Here is a 14,694-nt window from a genome sequence, read left to right on the forward strand (position 1 = left end):
GTGCCACCACCGCCGGGCCCGGCGTCCGGAGCTGGTCAGCCCACCAGCAGCGCCGGATCGTTCTCCGGCGTCCCCGCGGGCCACCACACCTCGCCTTCGAGCCGGTAGGGGTGCCACCGGCCCCGGCGGTCCAGCCTCAGCTGCACCGCCCCGACCGTGCAGTGGTTCCGCTCGAACACCGCAGCCGGCTCCCCCAGCGCCGCCCGCGCGGCCGCCACCACCGCTTTCGGCGGGGTCCACGGCGACTCCAGCACCTCCAGCCCGTCCGGCCCGCCGTAACTCCACGCCGCCACCGCCCGCGCGAAGTCCGCACCCGCACCCAGCCGGTCGGCGACCGCCGGAAACTCCGCGGCCAGCCGGACCGCATCCTGGCGCCGTCCCGGCCACGGCCGTCCCGCCAGCACCGCACGGGCCTGTCCGGCGGCGTTGGCGGCCAGCAGCGCGAACGCCTCGGCCGGCACGCCCGGTGCCGCCGGGATCGACGGGGCCCCCGACGGCCGGAACCCGGCCAGGTCGGGCAGCTCACCCGGAACCCGGTCCGCCGCCGGCTCCTCGCGCGGTACCGGCGCGGTGCGGCTCTCCAGCTCCTCGCGGATCTCCCGCTCCCCCTTGCCGCGCATCAGCAGCAACAGGAACGGGTCCGCGTCCAGCAGCCACGACGCCTGGAACGACAACGCCGCGGCGTGCCGGCACGGCAGCTCCCAGCCCGGGCAGTCGCATTCGGGGTCGAGGTCGCCGATCCCCGGCAGCAGGTCGACGCCGGCCGCCTCGACCAGGTCGGGTGGCATGTCGCGGTCCAGCAGGGCCGCCAGGTGCCCGGAGCGGGAGGCGACGCGGTCGAGGAACCGCGTCCAGTCCGGTCCGGACAGCTCCGCCAGCGACAGCTGCGTCCGGTACGGGCCGCCGTCGGCGTCCTCGACCACCGCCGCGATCCGGCCCGGGCTGACCGTGATCGGGCCGACCAGCCCCGCCGCGGCGTACTTGCGGCCCTTCTTCAGCTGACGCAGGTCCAGCGCGGTGTCCTCCATCGCGCGCACCCACGCCCGGCCCCACCACGAACGGGCCAGGTGCCCGGCCGCGCCGAACGCGGGAAAGCCGCGTACCCGGTCGTCACTCATCCGCCGCTCCTCAGTTCGACGAGCTCCGCCAGCTCGGTGTCCGACAGTTCCGTCAACGCCGCCTCGCCGCCGGCCAGCACGGCCTCGGCCAGTGCCCGCTTCTCCCGCAGCATCGCCGCGATCCGGTCCTCGACCGTGCCTTCGGCGACGAGCCGGTGCACCTGGACCGGCCGGGTCTGCCCGATCCGGTACGCCCGGTCGGTCGCCTGGTCCTCCACCGCCGGGTTCCACCAGCGGTCGAAGTGCACGACGTGGTCGGCGCGCGTCAGGTTCAGACCGGTGCCCGCCGCCTTCAGCGACAGCAGGAACACCGGCACCTCGCCGTTCTGGAACCGCGCCACCAGCTCCTCGCGCCGCGCCACCGGCGTCCCGCCGTGCAGCAGCTGCGTCGCGATGCCGCGTCCGGCCAGGTGCTTCTCCAGCAGCCGGGCCATGGCGACGTACTGGGTGAACACCAGCACCGCGCCGTCCTCGGCGAGGATCGTCTCCAGCAGCTCGTCGAGCAGCTCCACCTTGCCCGACCGGCCGCCGCCCTCGTGCAGGGACGGCGCCTTGAGGTACTGCGCCGGGTGGTTGCAGATCTGCTTGAGCGCGGTCAGCAGCTTGACGATCCGGCCGCGCCGGGCGATGCCGTCGCTGGCGGCGATCTCGGCCATCATCTCCCGCACGACCGCCTCGTACAGCGCCACCTGGTCCGCGCTGAGCGCCACCGGCCGGTCGGTCTCGGTCTTCGCCGGCAGCTCGGGCGCGATCCCGGGGTCGGACTTGCGACGCCGCAGCAGGAACGGCCGCAGCAACCACGCGAGCCGCTGGGCCGCGTCCGGGTCGCCCGCCTCGATCGGCTTCGCCCAGCGCGTCCGGAACTCGCTCAGCGAGCCCAGCAGGCCGGGCGCGGTCCAGTCGAGGATCGCCCACAGCTCCGAGAGCGTGTTCTCCACCGGCGTCCCGGTCAGCGCCACCCGCGCCGCCGCGGGCACCAGCCGCAGCGCCTTGGCCGTGCCCGAGCGGTGGTTCTTCACGTGCTGGGCCTCGTCGGCGACCAGCAGCCCCCACCGCACCCCGGCCAGCGGCGCCGGATCGGTGCGCAGCGTGCCGTAGGTGGTCAGGACGAACCCGTCGAGCTCCTCGAGGGACCGGGCACTGCCGTGGAAGCGCCGCACCGGCACGCCGGGGGCGAACCGGCGGATCTCGCGTTCCCAGTTGCCCAGCAGCGAAGCCGGGCACACCACCAAGGTCGGCCCCGCCGCCCGGTGCAGGTGCAGCGCGATCAGCGTGACCGTCTTGCCGAGGCCCATGTCGTCGGCGAGGCACCCGCCGAGCCCGAGCCCGGTGACCGTGGCCAGCCACTGCAGGCCGCGCAGCTGGTAGTCCCGCAGCGTCGCGGCCAGCCCGGCCGGCGGGGCCGGCGGCTCCGGTGGCTGCGCGAGCCGCTCCCGCAGCTGGGCCAGCCAGCCGTCGGTGACGACCTCGACCGCCTCGCCGTCGACCTCCGTGGTCCCGGACAGCACCGCACCCAGGGCATCGACCGGGGTCAGCGGCTTCAGCGCCCGCTCCCGTGCCTTCGCCGCCAAAGCCGGGTCGACCAGCACCCACCGGTCCCGCAGCCGCACCACCGGACGGCGTGCTTCGGCGAGCACGTCCAGTTCCGCCTCCGTCAGCACCTCACCGCCCAGGGCGAGCTGCCAGTCGAACGCCAGTGCGCGCCCGCCGCCGAAGAAGGACGGCAGATCACCCGGGGCGTCCCCGGCGCGCACGACGGCCCGCGCGGTCAGCGACCCCGCCAGCTCGGCCGGCCAGTGCACGTCGATCCCGGCCGCCGCCAGCCGCGGCGCCGCGGCCGCGAGCAGCTCGGTGACGTCGTCCCCGCCCAGCTCCAGCCCGTCCGGCACCGCCGAGGTCAGCAGCGGACCGAGCGCCGGCCACACCTGCGCACCCCGCCGCAGCGCCAGCAGGACGTCGATGCGGGCCCGCGGCCCGAACCGCCCGGTCTCCCACAGCCGCGCCGCGTCGGCGACCTGCCCGGGATCGGCGAGGCTGTGCACCTGGACCACGGCGTGGAACCGGCCGGAGCCGAACCCGTCGGGTGCCTCGATCCGCAGCGACACCCGGATCCCCGAGTCCAGGCCGGCGGCCAGCTCGCCGGCCCAGTCGCGCAGGGCCTCCGCACGCTGCGGTGCGACGGCGGCGAACAGCCGCGTCCCGGCCGCCTTCGCCGCGGCGGGGGTGCGGGGCAGCGTGTCGGCGACGGCGTCGAGGAACGCCCGCAGCAGCGGCCCCGGCGCACGCTCGTCCGGTGGCATCGCCGCCGCGAGGTCCCGCAGCCACGCGGCTTCCGCCGGCTCCAGCGGCCCGACGCGCCAGGCGTCGTGCCCGGCCGCGGTGACCCCCGGCAGCAGCCGGCCCGCGGCCACCAGCCGCAACGCCGCCTGCGCCGCCGATGCCCAGAACGCGTCGGCCCCGCCCAGCAGCTCCGGCAGACCGTCCGCAATGGACAGCTCACGGCCCTCGACCACCAGGCGGCCCGCCCGTGGTGGTTCGCCCGGTTCGAAATGGACGTTCAGTTCCCCAGCCTCCCGTATCGGCGCACCGACAACGGTACGAACACCGCCAGCAGCACCAGCGGCCAGACCACCGCCATCGGCACCGCGTGCGAGCTCACCCAGGACGTGCCGGCCGCACCCGGGTTGCCGAACAGCACTCGCGCCGCGGTCACCGTGGAGGACAACGGGTTCCACTCCGCCACGGTTCCCAGCCACGCCGGCATCGTCGCGGGCGACACGAACGCGCTGGAGAGGAACCCGAACGGGAACTCCAGCGTCTGCGCGAGCGTCACCATCGACGGGTCCGACGTCAGCAGCCCCAGGTAGATCCCCGCCCACACCAGCGCCGTCCGCAGCAGGAGCAGCAGGCCGAGCGCGGCCAGGGTCTCGCCGAGGCTCCCGTGCGGCCGCCAGCCCACGGCGTACCCGCAGCCCAGCAGCACCGCCAAGGCGAGCACCGCGTTCACCAGGTCGGCCGCGACCCGGCCGGTGAGCACCGCCGACGGGGCCATCGGCAGCGACCGGAACCGGTCGGTGACGCCCTTGGCCGCGTCGTCCAGCACCGCGATCATCGTCCCCGACAGCCCGAACGCCATCGTCATCGCGAACATCCCCGGCATCAGGAACTCCCGGTAGGAGCCGCCGCCGGGCACGCTCATCCCGCCGCCGAGCAGGTAGGCGAAGATCAGCACCATCAGGATCGGGAACGCCACCACCGTGGCCAGCCGGGCCGGGCGCCGGGCCAGCTGCGCCAGGTAGCGCTGGGTCAGCGTCCACCCGTCTTCGATCGCCCACCTCACCGCGCCACCTCCGGCTGGCCGGTCAGCTGCAGGAACACTTCGTCGAGCGTCGGGCGCCGCAGCGCGACGTCGGCCACGGCCAGCCCGGCCGCGCCCAGCTCGCGCACGACGTCGGTGAGCACCGACGCCTCGTCCGGCGCGGCCGCGCTCACCCGCAGCTCCTCGGTGACCGGTTCGGCCCCGGTGACCCGGGCGAGCAGGCCCGCCGCCGCGCCGACGGCGTCCGGATCGGTGAGCACCAGCTCGATCCGGGTCGCCCCGAGCGAACCCTTCAGCTCGGCCGGGGTGCCCTCGGCGATCACCCGGCCGTGCTCGACGAGGGAGATCCGGTCGGCCAGCTGGTCGGCTTCCTCCAGGTACTGCGTGGTGAGCAGCACCGTCGTCCCGTCCGCGACCAGCGACCGCACCGCCCGCCAGACCTCGTTGCGGCTGCGCGGGTCCAGCCCGGTCGTCGGCTCGTCGAGGAACAGCACCCGCGGGGCCGCCAGGAGCGAGGCGGCCAGGTCCAGCCGCCGCCGCATCCCGCCCGAGTAGGCCGACACCGGCTTCGGCCCGGTCTCGGCCAGGCCGAACCGTTCGAGCAGGTCGTCCGCGCGGCGGGTGGCCTCCCGGCGGCCCAGGTGGTGCAGCCGTCCGAAGAGGATCAGGTTCTGCCGCCCGGACAGGATCTCGTCGACGGCGGCCTGCTGCCCCACCAGCCCGATCGAAGCCCGCACTTTCGCTGATTCAGCGTCGACGTCGAACCCGGCCACCCGGGCGACGCCGCCGTCGTGGCGCAGCAGCGTCGACAGCACGCGGACCGCCGTCGTCTTGCCTGCGCCGTTGGGGCCCAGCAGGCCGCACAGGGTGCCTGCGGGGACGGAGAGGTCGAAGCCATCGAGGGCGTACGCGTCGCCGTAGCGCTTGCGAAGTCCCTCGGCGTGGATCTGCTCGGTGTGCATGTGCGGAGTCATCCCGCCCCTCTAACTCTGTACAGTGTACGAAGAAAGAGGTTAGCACAACTCTGTACGTTGTACGGGAATCGGGTGGGCAGAATGACGGCCGTGAGCACGCAGGAGAACGGTGACGGCGACCCGCGGCGCGCGATCGAGCTGCTCTGGGGCGTCTCGGCACCCCCGCGCCGCGGCCCGAAACCCAAACTGGCCACCGCCGACGTCGTGCGCGCGGCGGTGGCCCTCGCCGACGCCGACGGCATCGAAGCCGTCACCATCCGCCGGGTCGCCGAGCAGCTCGGCGTCTCCCCCATGTCGCTCTACACCTACGTCCCGGGCCGGGCCGAGCTGCTGGACCTGATGATCGACCACGCCCACGGTGAACTGACGGCCCCCGGAGAAGGGCTCGGCTGGCGGGCGGCGCTGACCGCCGTCGCCGAAGACCAGTGGGCGCTGTTCCACCGCCACCCCTGGCTGCTGCAGGTCACCACCAGCCGCTCCGCGCTGGGCCCGAACAGCTTCACCAAGTACGAGCGCGAGCTGCGCGCGGTCGAGGACATCGGCCTCGGCGACGTCGAAATGGACGCCGTGGTCAGCCTCGTCACCGGCCTCGTCCGCACCACCGCGCGCAGCTCGCTCGACAACGCCCGCCTGGTCCGCACCACGGGGATGACCGACGCCCAGTGGTGGGAGCGCGCCTGGCCGGTGCTGGCCGGCATCCCGGCCGCCGACGCGGCGCACTACCCGATCTCCTCCCGCGTCGGCCAAGCTGCCGGCGAGGCCCACAACGCCGCCGAGAACCCGGCCTTCACCTTCCGCTTCGGCCTCGCCCGCGTCCTCGACGGCATCGAAACGCTGGTCTCACAACGTCAGCAATAGGCGCGCCGGGCGCCAGGTCCCACCGTCGGGTGCCCGCGGGACGTCCTCGGTGAGCGCCAGGTCCGGGAAGCGGGCGAACAGCGACGACAACGCCACCTCGGTCTGCACCCGCGAGATCGAGGCACCCAGGCAGAAGTGCGGCCCGTGCGAGAAACCCAGCTGCGCCGGCCCCGGCCGGGTGACGTCGAAGCGGTCCGGGTCGGCGAACACCCGGGGGTCGCGGTCGGCGGCCACCACCGCCGCCGTCACCCGCTCACCCTTGCCGATCACCTGCCCGCCGATCTCGACGTCCTCGCGCGCGAACCGCGGCGTGGTCAGCAGCTGCGGGCTGCAGAAGCGCATCAGCTCCTCCACCGCCCCCGGCCACAACCCGGCGTCGGCACGCAGGAGGTCCAGCTGGCCGGGGTGCCGCAGCAGTGCTTCGACGGCGTTGGCGATGAGGTTCACCGGCGTCTGCCCACCCAGCACCAGGTGCCAGACCAGGGTGACCAGCTCGGTGTCGGTGAGCCGGTCACCGTCGTCGGCCTGGGCCCGCACCAGGTCGCCGATGAGGTCGTCGCCCGGCTCGGCCCGGCTGCGCGACACGGCTTCCTTCGCGCCTTCGATGATCGCCGGGATCGCCTCGGCGAACTCCGGGCCCAGGCCACCGGCCACCGCGGCGCCGTAACCGCGCCAGCGGGGCCGGTCGCTCGCGGGAATGCCGACCAGCTCGCAGATGACGTCGATCGGCAGCGGCCGCGCGAAGTGCGGCACGAGGTCGACGACGCCGTCTTCGGCGTGCCCGGGCAGCTCGTCGAGCAAAGCCTCGGTGATCGCCGCCAGCCGGGGCCGCAGCTGCGCGGCCCGTTTCGGCGTGAACGCCGGCGCGACCAGCCGCCGCAGCCGCAGGTGCTCCGGGCCGTCCTTCTCCGCCATCGTCTCCAGGTAGGCGAGGCAGTGGTCGGGGATGCCGGGCGGGCGCATGAAGCTGCCGGAGTTCACCTCGAACCGGGGATCGCTCAGCATCGCGCGCGCTTCGGCGTAGCGGGTCACGGCCCAGAACGGGCCGAACCCGGGGATGACCAGCTTGGCCACCGCACTCACTTCCCGTGCCCGGTCGTAGGCGGTGAACGGGTCGGTCAGCACCTTGCTGTCGGTCAGGTCGATCTCGGGGGTCATCCACCACTCCAGATGTTCAAATCAGATGTTCCAATCATCTCAGTGGTCACGGTATCTTGGTCGCCGACCCCACGGCAAGGAGGACGATGGTCCGGCTCAGCAGGGCGGAGACGCAGGAACGCAACCGCGCCAAGGTGCTCACCGCCGCCCGCGACGAGTTCGCCCGCCGCGGCTTCCGCGAGGCGAAGATCGACGTCATCGCCGAACGCGCCGAGCTCACCCGCGGCGCGGTCTACTCGAACTTCCCCGGCAAACGCGCCCTGTACTTCGCGGTTCTGGCCGACCTCGCCGAACACGCACCCCGCCCCGCCACGCCCCCGCCGGACCCGTCCGCGGCCGACGTCCTGGCCGCGTTCGCCCGCACCTGGATCGCCCGGCTCCCGCTGTCCACCGACAGCGACAGCGAGGACGCCCGGCTCGGACGCGACCTGCTGCCGGAAATCCTCGCCGACGACCACACCCGCCGGCCGTTCGCGCAGCTCATGCGCGTCGACGCGATCCTCCTCGGCCTCGCCCTCGAGCGCGTCCGCCCGGGACGGCGTCTCGTGCGCGTCGCCGAAGCCGCCCTCACCACGCTGCACGGCGCGGGCCAGCTCGCCGCCGCCGCACCCGGCTTCGGCGAGCCGTTCCACCTCGTCACCGCCTGTGCCGCGCTGCTCGACCTCGACCTGAGCGACGACTGGCCGGCCGAGCCGCCGATCACCACCCCGGCCCGGCCCGGCAGCGAGCCGTGGCAGCCGCCGACGGCGACCGACCTGCTGACCGGCGAACCCTTCCGGCCCGGCGACGGCGTCGTCACCGTCCTCGGCCTGCACCGCGCCGCCGCCTTCGAAGAAGCCGTCCGCGCCGGCGCCGACGTCACCGCCGTGCTCGTCACCAGTGATCCCGCCGAGCTCGCCCCGCTTGCCCGGCTCGCCGTCGCCGACCTGCGCGGCTGCCTCGACCAGGCGATCGCGCCCCCGGCCCGGCCCCGGCTACGGCTCGTCTGCGACGCCGGCGGCGAACTCGCGGCCGCCGCCGGCGTCACCGCCGTCAGCGACGCCACCGAGGCCGCCGTCCGCGTCGAAGCCGGCCGGATCGTCGCACGCGCCGAAGGGTTCGGCGCGTGTCACGCGGTGGCTGTCGGTCCGGGACCGTCCCGTTCGTCGGGAGGGTGAAACCGGCGCGAGGAGCCAGGATGGACGTCGAGACCGCGGTCGCCGAAGCGTTCCGCGAAGAGTGGGGCCAGGTCGTGGCCACGCTCATCCGGATCACCGGCGACTGGGACCTCGCCGAGGAATGCGCCCAGGAAGCCTTCGCCCTGGCCCTGCGCACCTGGCCGCGTGACGGCGTCCCGGCCCGGCCCGGCGCCTGGCTGACCACCGCCGCCCGCCACCGCGCCACCGACCGGCTCCGCCGCGACGCCGTCGGGGCCGCCAAGCTCCGGGAGGCCGGCCTCATGGGGGTCCACGACGAACCCGAACCCGAACCCGACGACAGCGGCGTCACCGACGACCGGCTGCGGCTCATCTTCACCTGCTGCCACCCCGCGGTGGCCACCGAAGCCCAGGTCGCGCTCGCGCTGCGGACCCTCGCCGGCCTGTCCACCGCCGAGATCGCCCGCGCGTTCCTCGTCTCCGAAGCGACCATGTCCCAGCGGCTCGTGCGGGTGAAGCGCAAGATCCGCCACGCCCGCATCCCCTACCGCGTCCCACCCGCGCACCTGCTGCCCGAACGCACCACCGCCGTGCTCGGCGTCCTCTACCTGACGTTCAACGAGGGCTACTCCGCCAGCACCGGCCCCGACCTGCTCCGCCCGGACCTCGCCGCCGAAGCGCTCCGGCTCGCCCGCGTCCTCACCCGGCTGATGCCCGACGAACCCGAGGCCCTCGGCCTGCTCGCCCTGATGCTGCTCCAGCACGCCCGCCGCGCCACCCGCGTCGATGCCGCCGGTGTCCTCGTCCCCCTCGAAGAGCAGGACCGCACCCGCTGGGACACCGCCGCGATCACCGAGGGGACCACCGTCCTGGAAGGCGCGCTGCGCCGCCGCCGTCCCGGGCCGTACCAGATCCAGGCCGCCATCGCCGCCTGCCACGCCACCGCCACCCGCGCGGCCGACACCGACTGGCGCCAGATCGCCGGCCTCTACGACCAGCTGCGCAAGCACGTCCCCAGCGCCGTCGTCGAACTCAACCGGGCCATCGCGGTCGGCATGGCGGACGGCCCGACGGCCGGGCTCGCCCTGCTCGACGCGCTGCCGCTGGAGGGCTACCACCTGCTGGCCGCCACCCGCGCCGACTTCCTCCGCCGCCTCGGCCACCACGCCGAAGCCGCCCGCTGGTACGCCCGCGCCCGCGAGCTCGCCGGCACCGAAGCCGAACGCACCTACCTCACACGAAGGATTTCGGAACTGGTGCCGGTCCCGGACGAGACCGCTCGTCGGGCAGGCGAAGCCAGACCATCGCGCGAAGCCCGGAAAGGATCCTGACATGCAGTACCTGCTGATGATCTGCGGCGACGAAACCGCCGAAGAACACCAATACGACGGCTGCGACGGCTGGAGCGAAGACATGGAACGCCGCGGCAAGCTCCGGGGCGGCGGCGGTCTCCGCCCGCCGACGGAAGCCACCACCATCCGCGTCCGCGACGGCGAAGTGCTGCTCACCGACGGACCGTTCACCGAAGCCAAGGAACAAATCGGCGGCTTCGTCGTCCTCGACTGCGCCGACCTCGACGAAGCCCTCGAACTCGCGGCCCGCCACCCCGCCGCGACCTACGGCAGCATCGAGGTCCGCCCGATGTGGGGACCGGAGGACTTCACCTGATGCCCACCGCCGTCCGGCCCGGGGACGGACGACGGGGCGAGGGCTAACCGCGCCGGGTGAGCACGGCCGCGACCAGGCAGCCGAAACCCGCCGTGCTCACCAGCGCGCGCAGGATGTTCCAGCGCACCCACGTCGTCTCGAACGCCGCCCGCACCGCCGCGTGGTCATCGCCGCCGCTCTCCAACGCGTTGTTCAGCGGGATGCTGACCACCCCGGTGATCACCACCATCGCCACCAGCAACCCGAACCCCGCGATCACCCACGGCCGCGGCCCCGGGGTCAGGAACACCGCCACCCCCGCCAGCACAGGCGCACCCAGGAACGTCAGCAGGAACACCGGGTTCACGATCGCGATGTTGATCCCGCGCATGCCCTCGACGAACGTCTTGTCGTCCCCGCGCGCCAGACCCGGCATGACCGAACAGGCGTAGGCGTAGAACAACCCCGCGATCAACCCCGCCGCGACCAGCGCGGCCACCAGCACCACCGTCGACATCGATTTCCCCTTCCCCTTCCCCTTCACCGCGTCCAGATCCCGGTCGCGGCGGCGTCCCGCGCGAAATCGGCGAAATCCGTCGCCGGACGGCCCAGCACCCGCTCCACCCCCGACGTCACCGACGAGTTGCGCCCGTCCAGCACACGCGCGAACAACTCGCTCAGCGCGCCGACCTCCGCCTCCGGCACGCCCTGGCTCACGGCCGCGGCGGCGAACTCGCCGGCCGAAACCGGAACATAGCGGACATCCCGCCCGGAGGCGGTCGCCACGGCCGCGGCCGCGTCGGCGAAACTCAGCAGCCGCGGCCCGGTCAGCTCGTACAGCTGCCCGGTGTGACCGGGCTCGGTCAGCACCTTCACCGCGACGTCGGCGACGTCACGGACGTCGACGAACGGCTCCGTCACCGTGCCCGCCGGCAGGACGATCCGCCCACCGCGGACCGCGTCCAGCAGGAAGTGCTCGCTGAAGTTCTGCGCGAACCAGCTGCACCGCAGGATCGTCCAGCCGGTCCCGGCCGCCCGGACGATCCCTTCGCACGCCTCGGCTTCCGGTTCGCCGCGGCCGGACAGCAGCACCAGGTGCCGCACCCCGGCCGCCACCGCCAGCTCGGCGAACGCCCGGATGTCACCGGCCGCCTCCGGCACCACCAGGTCGGGGTAGTAGGTCAGGTAGACCGCGTCGACGCCGGCCAGGACCGGTGCCCAGGTGCCGCGATCGGCCCAGTCGAACGGCGGCGCCCCGCGCCGCGACGTGATCCGCACGCCCAGGCCGCGCTCACGCAGCCGGTCCGCCACCCGGCGCCCGGTCTTGCCGGTGCCGCCCACCACCAGGAAGTTCGTTGTCATGCCGTTCAGTCAAGCGGCTGCCGGTGAGACTCTCCATGGTTCAAAGCCTTGATCGCATGTTCCATCGTCTACGATCGAGGGCATGGACCCGCTCGCCGCGCTCCTCGACGGCCCCCGTGCCCACGGCGCCTTCCTGCTGCGCTCGGTGCTGACCCCACCGTGGGCGCTGCGCATCGAAGACCAGGCGCCGCTGACCGTGGTGTCGGTCGTGCGCGGCGAAGCGTGGATCGTGCCCGAAGGCGGCGAAGGCGTCACGATGGGCGAAGGGGACGTCGCGATCGTCCGCGGTCCGGATCCGTACCTGGTCGCCGACCACCCCGGGACCCCGCCGCAGGCGATCATCCTGCCCGGCCAGGAGTGCCGCACCCCCGACGGCGGTCACCTGACCGAACTCGCCGACATCGGGGTCCGCACCTGGGGCCACGGCACCGACGGCCCGGTCGTGCTGCTCACCGGCACGTACGGGATGGAAGGGGAGCTGAGCAAACGGCTCCTGGCCGCGCTGCCACCGGTGCTCGTCCTGCGCGCGGCCGACTGGCCCACCCCGCTCGTCGGCCTGCTCGCCACCGAGATCGGCAAGGACGTCCCGGGCCAGGAAGCCGTCCTCGACCGGCTGCTGGACCTGCTGCTGATCGCCGCGCTGCGCGCCTGGTTCGACCGGCCGGACACCACCGCACCGGCGTGGTACCGGGCGCACGAGGACCCGGTGGCCGGCCAGGCGCTGCGGCTGCTGCAGCACCAGCCGGCCGAGCCGTGGACGGTCGCCGAGCTCGCGGCCGACGTCGGCGTGTCCCGAGCCGCGCTGGCCCGGCGCTTCGCGGCCACCGTCGGCGAAACCCCGATGGCGTACCTGACCGGCTGGCGGCTCGCGCTGGCCGCGGACCTGCTGCGCCAGCACCCGGAGACGACGATCGCCTCGATCGCCCGCCAGGTCGGCTACGGCAGCGCGTTCGCCCTCAGCGCGGCGTTCAAGCGCGAATTCGGCCTCAGCCCGCAGAACTACCGGGCGCCGGCACGGTAGGCGGCCCTCAGGTCAGCGCGGCGCCGAGCCGGTCGAGCCAGTCGCCGGTGCCCTGCTCGCGCCACTCCGGCCGCTCGGCGCCGTCGAGGAAGGTGCCCTGCTCGGTGAGGACCAGCCGCGTGCCGTCCCCTTCTTCGCGCAGCTCCACGGTGGTGACCGAGACCGTGGCGAGCACCTTGCCGCCGCTCAGTGTCGTGGCGTAGACGATCCGCCGGTCCGGCACGATATCGTGGTAGGTCGAGACGGCGCTGAGCACCGTGCCGTCCGGGCCGGGAGCGTCGACGGATTCCGTCCCGCCGACCCGGAAGTCGAGCTCGTGCGTGCCGTCGGGGACGAACCAGCGGGCCTTCGCGGCCGGGTCCGACCAGGCCGCGAACACCCGCGACGGCGTGGCGGGGTAGGTGCGTTCGAGGGTGAAGGTGGCGTGCAGGACGGTCATGACGTGCTCCCTTCCGCGGTCTCCGGGCCGGCGAGGAAGCCGCCGAGCCGGTCGAGCCTGCTCTCCCACGTGGTGCGCTGTTGCCCCAGCCAGTGCTCGCCGGCCCGCAGCGCCTCCGGTTCGATCCGGCAGGTGCGGACGCGGCCGGTCTTCTCCGACCGCACGATCCCGGCGGTCTCCAGCACCTGCAGGTGCTGGACGACGGCGGCGAGCGACATGGTCAGCGGCTCGGCCAGCTCGCTGACCGAGGCCGGACCGCGCACGAGCCGTTCCACCAGCGCCCGCCGGGTCCGGTCGCCCAAAGCGCGAAACACCAGGTCCAGCGACCCCTCATGGTTAAGCACTTACTTAAGTTAATCCTGCACCGGACGACGGTCAAGCAACTGCTTAAGTTTCTCGGGTAGCTCGGGTGCCTCGCGCAGAACGCCGAACACACCCGCCAGCTCCCGCTCGGCAGCCTCGGCACGGCTCAGCGCGGAACGCAGTTCGGCGCCCAGGTTCGTGGTGGTTTCGTGCATCGACCGGACGGTCTGTTCGTGCGCCGCCTGCAGTTCGGTGAGCCGCTGGTCGAACCCGGCACGCAGGCGCCCGGCCTCCGCGCGGGCACGATCGAGCGCCACTTCGTGCGCCGCGACCGCCTTCGCCTGGTCGTCACGAGCGGCGCCGAGCGCGGCTTCGTGGTCGGCGCGTGCCGCGTCGAGCCGGTCCTGGACGGCGTCGGCCCGCGCCGCGGCGGACCGGCCGCGGTCGCGTTCCTCCTCGAGCGCGGTCCGGGCGGCCGCCAGTTCGGCAGTCAGCGTGGCGATCGCCGCGGCGCGTTCCCCGGCGACGGCGGCGGTGGCATCGGCCCGATCGGCAACGCGGGCCAGCTCGTCGCGGACCGCGGCCAGCTGCCCTTCGGCCCGCTGCTGTTCCTGGACGGCCGCGCGCCGGGCGGCACGCTCCTCGTCCCGTTCACCCAGCGCGGCCGCCTTTTCCCGCTCCGCCGAGGCGGCCGCGGCCACGGCGGTCTCGGCCGCGTCCCGGGCCTGGGCGGCTTCGGCTTCCGCGCGGCCACGGTGCAGGCGGTGCTCGTCGGCTTCGGCCAGGGCCGTGTCCCGCTCGGCCAGCGCGGCGGCGGTCGTGGCTTCGAGCTGGTGGCGCACCGTCGTGAGGGTCTCGACGAGCCCGCGAGCCGGTTCGAGCACCCGGTCGACCTGGCCGGCGAGCGCGGTGACGGCGGTGTCGTCCAGCGCGGTATCGCTCTCCCGCAGCGCTTCGGCGTCCGCAAGCACGGCCTCGGCATCGCGGCAGCTGAGGTTCCGCCGTCCCCAGGTCTTCCCGTCCTGGCAGAACCGCGCCCGGCTCCCCCGCCCCACGGCCGGCGGCAGCGGCGCCCCACACCTCCGGTACTCGCACACGCGCACCTGACCAGCGTCTTCCGTCATGAGGGCACCCTATCAAACCTTCTAATCAGAACTAGAAGCATCTGTTCTGAATCAGAAGGTTCCTTGGACGCGGTCTGGGTTTGGATAAGGTCACATATCCAAACCCAGAACACGACGGCGGACCGAGGGCGCAACGAGGGCCGGAATCGGGCTCCGAAAAACTGGGACCCCCCACCCCCGGGCCCGTCCGGCATCAACCCGCCAGGGTCGGTTCCGGCCCGCGGAGATCGACATC

The 14,694-nt window shown here is 73.8% G+C and carries 15 protein-coding genes; 5 read left to right on the forward strand and 10 right to left on the reverse strand.

Annotated features, from left to right (window positions below; all coding sequences use genetic code 11):
- Nucleotides 1-35: 35 nt before the first annotated feature.
- The 4 genes from ACLJQE_RS34145 to ACLJQE_RS34160 are packed head-to-tail and all read right to left on the reverse strand — an operon-like array spanning nucleotide 36 to nucleotide 5,411.
- On the reverse strand, nucleotides 36-1,118 hold the full coding sequence (locus tag ACLJQE_RS34145) for an SWIM zinc finger family protein (RefSeq protein WP_410643660.1): 1,083 nt from the start codon (nucleotides 1,116-1,118) through the stop codon (nucleotides 36-38).
- Nucleotides 1,115-3,631: a DEAD/DEAH box helicase gene (locus tag ACLJQE_RS34150; RefSeq protein WP_410643661.1), complete on the reverse strand. Its 2,517-nt coding sequence runs from the start codon at nucleotides 3,629-3,631 to the stop codon at nucleotides 1,115-1,117. Before ACLJQE_RS34150 ends, ACLJQE_RS34145 begins: the two co-directional genes overlap by 4 nt.
- 44 nt (nucleotides 3,632-3,675) lie before the next feature.
- The gene (locus tag ACLJQE_RS34155) at nucleotides 3,676-4,458 is read right to left on the reverse strand and encodes an ABC transporter permease (RefSeq protein WP_410643662.1); all 783 of its coding nucleotides are present in this window, start codon (nucleotides 4,456-4,458) and stop codon (nucleotides 3,676-3,678) included.
- The gene (locus tag ACLJQE_RS34160) at nucleotides 4,455-5,411 is read right to left on the reverse strand and encodes an ATP-binding cassette domain-containing protein (protein WP_410643663.1); all 957 of its coding nucleotides are present in this window, start codon (nucleotides 5,409-5,411) and stop codon (nucleotides 4,455-4,457) included. Before ACLJQE_RS34160 ends, ACLJQE_RS34155 begins: the two co-directional genes overlap by 4 nt.
- Before the next feature lie 81 nt (nucleotides 5,412-5,492).
- Here ACLJQE_RS34160 and ACLJQE_RS34165 point away from each other — a divergent pair, with 81 nt between their 5' ends.
- Complete coding sequence (locus ACLJQE_RS34165; protein ID WP_410643664.1) at nucleotides 5,493-6,269, forward strand: TetR/AcrR family transcriptional regulator; 777 nt, start codon at nucleotides 5,493-5,495, stop codon at nucleotides 6,267-6,269.
- Here ACLJQE_RS34165 and ACLJQE_RS34170 read toward each other — a convergent pair.
- Nucleotides 6,252-7,427 (reverse strand): cytochrome P450 family protein, encoded by a 1,176-nt coding sequence (locus tag ACLJQE_RS34170; protein ID WP_410643665.1) that lies wholly within the window; start codon nucleotides 7,425-7,427, stop codon nucleotides 6,252-6,254. The two genes, ACLJQE_RS34165 and ACLJQE_RS34170, sit on opposite strands and share 18 nt — an antisense overlap.
- Nucleotides 7,428-7,513: 86 nt before the next feature.
- Between ACLJQE_RS34170 and ACLJQE_RS34175 the strand changes: the two genes are divergently transcribed.
- Genes ACLJQE_RS34175 through ACLJQE_RS34185 form a run of 3 tightly spaced genes read left to right on the forward strand, consistent with a single transcriptional unit; the run spans nucleotide 7,514 to nucleotide 10,231 of the window.
- Nucleotides 7,514-8,584 (forward strand): TetR/AcrR family transcriptional regulator, encoded by a 1,071-nt coding sequence (locus ACLJQE_RS34175; RefSeq protein WP_410643666.1) that lies wholly within the window; start codon nucleotides 7,514-7,516, stop codon nucleotides 8,582-8,584.
- 20 nt (nucleotides 8,585-8,604) lie between these two features.
- Complete coding sequence (locus ACLJQE_RS34180) at nucleotides 8,605-9,894, forward strand: RNA polymerase sigma factor (protein ID WP_410643667.1); 1,290 nt, start codon at nucleotides 8,605-8,607, stop codon at nucleotides 9,892-9,894.
- 1 nt (nucleotide 9,895) lies between these two features.
- Complete coding sequence (locus ACLJQE_RS34185; RefSeq protein WP_410643668.1) at nucleotides 9,896-10,231, forward strand: YciI family protein; 336 nt, start codon at nucleotides 9,896-9,898, stop codon at nucleotides 10,229-10,231.
- A 43-nt stretch (nucleotides 10,232-10,274) separates the two neighbouring features.
- On the opposite strand, the gene ACLJQE_RS34190 is transcribed toward ACLJQE_RS34185, so the two are convergent.
- Nucleotides 10,275-10,727 (reverse strand): DUF1772 domain-containing protein, encoded by a 453-nt coding sequence (locus ACLJQE_RS34190; RefSeq protein ID WP_410643669.1) that lies wholly within the window; start codon nucleotides 10,725-10,727, stop codon nucleotides 10,275-10,277.
- 23 nt (nucleotides 10,728-10,750) lie between these two features.
- Nucleotides 10,751-11,572: an NAD(P)H-binding protein gene (locus tag ACLJQE_RS34195; protein ID WP_410643670.1), complete on the reverse strand. Its 822-nt coding sequence runs from the start codon at nucleotides 11,570-11,572 to the stop codon at nucleotides 10,751-10,753.
- 82 nt (nucleotides 11,573-11,654) lie between these two features.
- Between ACLJQE_RS34195 and ACLJQE_RS34200 the strand changes: the two genes are divergently transcribed.
- Nucleotides 11,655-12,593 (forward strand): AraC family transcriptional regulator, encoded by a 939-nt coding sequence (locus ACLJQE_RS34200; protein ID WP_410643671.1) that lies wholly within the window; start codon nucleotides 11,655-11,657, stop codon nucleotides 12,591-12,593.
- Nucleotides 12,594-12,600: 7 nt separating this feature from the next.
- Here ACLJQE_RS34200 and ACLJQE_RS34205 read toward each other — a convergent pair whose 3' ends face one another.
- The 3 genes from ACLJQE_RS34205 to ACLJQE_RS34215 are packed head-to-tail and all read right to left on the reverse strand — an operon-like array spanning nucleotide 12,601 to nucleotide 14,459.
- The gene (locus ACLJQE_RS34205) at nucleotides 12,601-13,032 is read right to left on the reverse strand and encodes an SRPBCC family protein (RefSeq protein ID WP_410643672.1); all 432 of its coding nucleotides are present in this window, start codon (nucleotides 13,030-13,032) and stop codon (nucleotides 12,601-12,603) included.
- Nucleotides 13,029-13,376, reverse strand: coding sequence for an ArsR/SmtB family transcription factor (locus ACLJQE_RS34210; protein WP_410643673.1), 348 nt, complete (start codon nucleotides 13,374-13,376; stop codon nucleotides 13,029-13,031). Before ACLJQE_RS34210 ends, ACLJQE_RS34205 begins: the two co-directional genes overlap by 4 nt.
- A 9-nt stretch (nucleotides 13,377-13,385) precedes the next feature.
- A complete protein-coding gene (locus tag ACLJQE_RS34215; RefSeq protein ID WP_410643674.1) occupies nucleotides 13,386-14,459 on the reverse strand; it encodes a hypothetical protein in 1,074 nt (357 codons plus the stop codon).
- Between the last annotated feature and the right edge of the window lie 235 nt (nucleotides 14,460-14,694).

Source organism: Amycolatopsis sp. lyj-346, assembly GCF_046548975.1.
Lineage (GTDB): Bacteria > Actinomycetota > Actinomycetes > Mycobacteriales > Pseudonocardiaceae > Amycolatopsis.